Genomic DNA, 3,377 nt, shown 5'->3' with positions numbered 1-3,377 from the left:
GCAAATCCGTGGACCTCGGTTCGACTCCGGGACGCGCCTCCATTTGCGACACTAGCTCAGCTGGTAGAGCGCAACCTTGCCAAGGTTGAGGTCACGAGTTCGAACCTCGTGTGTCGCTCCAATTTAATTATTCATTGCCTATCGGTGGTGAATGTAGTGAAACATGTAGGTTAAGCGGGTAGAGCACAACCTTGCCAAGGTTGAGGTCACGCCTAGCTCCTCGAAGATCGGGAACCTCGTGTGTCGCTCCAAATTTTGCGATATTGATCAAGTCAGTATCAAGATGGTGTCTAACCGCTTTTTTATAAAGCACATTGGTTAGGAGCATCGCAATCAAGAATTGCGTGCCCTGGTGGTGGAATTGGTAGACACAAGGGATTTAAAATCCCTCGACGTTCGCGTTGTGCCGGTTCAAGTCCGGCCCGGGGCACCATCTCATTGAAAGGCTTACCGAAAGGTAAGCCTTTTTTCGTTGTGTCTGAAAATCCAACCTCATTGATCACTGTTAGTTTTATGTATAAGGTTAAATTAATCAGAAGACTGTAACTATTTCATAGGCAAGGATACGCGATGAAATTGAACTGTGACATGGGAGAGAGTTTCGGTGCCTGGCAAATGGGTAATGACCATGCAGTTATGCCCTGGATCGATCAGGCAAATATTGCCTGCGGGTTCCATGCTTCCGATCCGGATGTGATGGCACAAACTGTCAAATGGGCGGTTGCCCGCCAGGTTGAAATTGGTGCCCATCCCGGTTATGACGATAAGATTGGCTTTGGTCGTCGTAGCATCCCTCATGCCCTCGACGCCATCACTCGGCTAGTTGCCTACCAGGCCGGCGCATTGGAGGCGATTTGCCAGCTTCACAATACCCATATTTCCTATATTAAGCCTCATGGCGCGCTGTATAACGATATGATGGCGAATGATGGTATTTTCGAAGCCATCGTTTGTGCGGTCGCAGGCCTTAATCAACATAGGGCTATCAAGCTTAAGCTGATGATCCTGGCCCGGCCTGATAATACTCACTACCAGAAGATTGCCGAGCGTTATGATGTCGAGTTGTTGTTAGAGGCGTTTGCCGATCGAGCCTATGACGATACGGGAAGTTTGGTGCCGCGCTCGAACCCGGAGGCGGTTCATCACGATGCCACTAAGATCAAGCAGCAGGTGATAGAGCTGGCAGATGGCAGGGTCACAACGTTATCTGGTAATACACTGACATTTCACGCCGATTCCGTGTGTGTTCACGGCGACAATGATGAATCTATTGCGACAATAGCAGCCTTGCACAAGGTGCTGAACCCATGATGCGCATTGAGCCTGTGTCGGAAACCAGCCTGATTGTATATCTGGGGGAGCAAATTGATAAGCAGCTGACTCAGCGTATTGGGTTGTTGGCGAAATACCTCAAGGACACTTTTCCGAAAGCCTTAATTGAAGTGATTCCTTCCTATACGTCGCTGTTTGTTCAGTACCATCCTCGCTTGGTTTCCTATAGTGTGCTTTACAAAGCGATTACCCATTATGCACCGCAGCTGACTCAGGTGCTGTCTGATGCTCCTTCTGGCAAACTTATCACATTGCCGGTTTATTATGATCATGAGGTTGGTCCGGATCTGGTTTCACTTGCCGAGTTGCACGGTTTAACGACCGAACAAGTTATTGCATACCATATTGAACGTACCTATACCGTGTGTGCGATTGGTTTTGCGCCGGGTTTTGCTTTCCTGGCATCGGTTGATGACCAGATCGCCACGCCGCGTCATGCCGAGCCTCGCCAGAAGATCCCAGCCGGCAGTGTTGGCATTGCCAATGAACAAACTGCTGTGTATCCGGCTGAGTCCCCCGGGGGCTGGCAGATCATCGGTAATTGCCCAATGCCGTTGTATTCACCTCAGCAAGATCCTATGTCGCCCTTTAATGTTGGAGACAGGGTTAAATTCGAGTCGATAGGAAGAGAGCAGTTTTTACAGCAAGGAGGAAGCGTTTGGCCTCATTGGAAGTAATCCATCCCGGTATGCTAACGCTGCTTCAGGATGTTGGGCGGCTGGGTGTGGGTGAACAAGGATTAAGTCAGGGCGGAGCCGTCGACTTGCATGCCTATTGCTGGGCTAACTACCTTGTCGGTAATGCCATGGGCTGCTCTCAGCTCGAAATTACACTTGGACAGGCATGTCTCAAAGCCCAAGGCGATATGATTTGTGCCCTGACCGGAGCCGATATGGGAGCCACCCTTGATGGTGAGCCGATTACACTGTGGCGGAGTTTTCTGGTAAGAGATGGGCAGGTTATTAAGTTTGCTTATTCACGTTCCGGCGTGCGTGCATATCTTGCTGTAAAAGGTGGCTTTAAGGTCCCAGCCGTCTTTGGTAGCGTCTCGACGGTGGTGCGCAATGAAATGGGAGGTATACAGGCTGGTAGAGCGTTGCAAAAAGAGGATTCGCTACCTGTCGAAAGCACAGTAGATACCGACAGTTTTGAGCCTCGTTTGGCACCGAGTCGCTATATTCCTGACTATTCTGCCCCAATTTACTTACGGGTCATAGAGTCGTATCAGTGCAACCGTTTTTCTGCCGAATCAAAGCAGCAGTTTTACCAGGGCATATATACAGTGACTCAGCAGACGGATAGGATGGGATGCAGGCTCGAAGGGCCGGCAGTAGCTGGAGACATCGGTGGTATTATCTCTGAAGCGATTGCCTATGGAGCGATTCAGATCCCGCCGAATGGCCAGCCCATAGTATTGCTCAATGATCGCCAGACACTGGGCGGGTACCCTAAACTGGGATGTATCGCCCGGGTGGATATGCCCAGACTGGCCCAGGCGATGCCGGGCGCTGCTGTTCGTTTTAGTACTGGTGATCTGGAGCTGCTGCAGCAAGAATGGCAGGACTTTTCATTGTTTTTCGGTCTGCCTATCTAGGCGTTTTAAGGAGTAGGCATGTATATATTCGGTTATGGCAGTTTAATTAACCATCACTCACGTTCGTTAACCAGCCAGACCGGGAAGGCGGTGCCAGCAACAGTGAACGGTTTGCAGCGTCACTGGGGTAAAGTTGACGGCAGCTACAAGATATCGCCATTGGTTGCCATGCTTGGTGAAGGCCATTGCAACGGTGTACTGGTGAAAATTGGTGAGAACTCTCTGGCAGAGTTTGATCGCAGAGAAAAAGGTTATCGCCGTATCGAGCTGGATCCTGCCGATGTTGCCGCAAACCATGTTATTGAAAACCAGAAGATGGTTATCAATGAACCCATTTGGGCTTATGTCAGGGCAAACCCCCAACCGCCTTGTGAAGTCCAGCCAATTATGCAGACCTATGTTGATACTGTTCTGGCAGGTTGCCTGTCTATTTCAGAGCAGTTTGCCAAAA

At 50.0% G+C, this 3,377-nt stretch carries 4 protein-coding genes and 2 tRNA genes; all 6 read left to right on the top strand.

What is annotated here, in order from left to right; genetic code table 11:
* The first annotated feature begins 45 nt into the window (after window positions 1-45).
* Window positions 46-121 (top strand) — tRNA-Gly (locus tag MHN01_RS21070).
* A gap of 225 nt (window positions 122-346) precedes the next feature.
* A tRNA-Leu gene (locus MHN01_RS21065) sits at window positions 347-433 on the top strand.
* A gap of 137 nt (window positions 434-570) precedes the next feature.
* On the top strand, window positions 571-1,311 hold the full coding sequence (locus MHN01_RS21060; protein ID WP_239413244.1) for a 5-oxoprolinase subunit PxpA: 741 nt from the start codon (window positions 571-573) through the stop codon (window positions 1,309-1,311).
* Window positions 1,308-2,009, top strand: coding sequence for a 5-oxoprolinase subunit PxpB (gene pxpB / locus MHN01_RS21055; protein ID WP_239413242.1), 702 nt, complete (start codon window positions 1,308-1,310; stop codon window positions 2,007-2,009). Before MHN01_RS21060 ends, pxpB begins: the two co-directional genes overlap by 4 nt.
* Entirely contained in the window at window positions 1,991-2,926 is a 936-nt protein-coding gene (locus tag MHN01_RS21050) for a biotin-dependent carboxyltransferase family protein (protein WP_239413240.1), read from the top strand. The genes pxpB and MHN01_RS21050 overlap by 19 nt, the downstream gene beginning before the upstream one ends.
* A gap of 18 nt (window positions 2,927-2,944) precedes the next feature.
* Window positions 2,945-3,377 (top strand): gamma-glutamylcyclotransferase family protein (locus MHN01_RS21045; RefSeq protein WP_239413238.1); only part of this gene is annotated, 433 nt, incomplete at its 3' end.

The organism is Photobacterium sp. OFAV2-7 (genome assembly GCF_022347985.1).
Classification (GTDB): Bacteria; Pseudomonadota; Gammaproteobacteria; order Enterobacterales; family Vibrionaceae; genus Photobacterium.
The sequence above is the reverse complement of the archived record's forward strand: the minus strand, read 5'-3'. Positions and strand labels throughout refer to the sequence as shown.